A 394-nucleotide genomic window follows, 5' to 3' on the forward strand; every position below is an offset into this window, starting at 1 on the left:
TAAGTACACATTGTCAGCAGAAGGTGTAGTTTGATCATCATTCTCATATCCATAAAATAAATCTTCCTGACCATTGGCATCGATAGCGTTGAGGTAGGTAGAATTTGGTTGTCCAGTGTCATCTCCATTGTCACTTACCAGTTCGATTCCATTCTGAGGAATAATGAGAAAATGAGGGTTAATGCTCTTGGAATATTGACTAATACCTACTACAAATTCGCGCATTTTTTGTTTGTATTCTGTTTCAGAATTGCTTTCGTCATCGTCTCCGTTACAAGAAATATTGGCTAATATCAGAGCCAATAAAAAGAAAATTTTGAAGTTCATGGTTTTTTATTTTCTCAACGTAGAATTAATCAAAAAATTTTTTGAATATCCGTAATTAGTAAAATTT

General features: G+C 33.0%; 1 pseudogene. It reads right to left on the reverse strand.

Features of this window, described 5'->3' with window-relative positions:
- A pseudogene (locus tag AC4AGG_RS16845) lies at nucleotides 1-327 on the reverse strand (endo alpha-1,4 polygalactosaminidase); the annotation flags it as partial.
- Nucleotides 328-394 lie beyond the last annotated feature (67 nt).

It is taken from the genome of Chryseobacterium sp. CG10_8 (assembly GCF_058117085.1).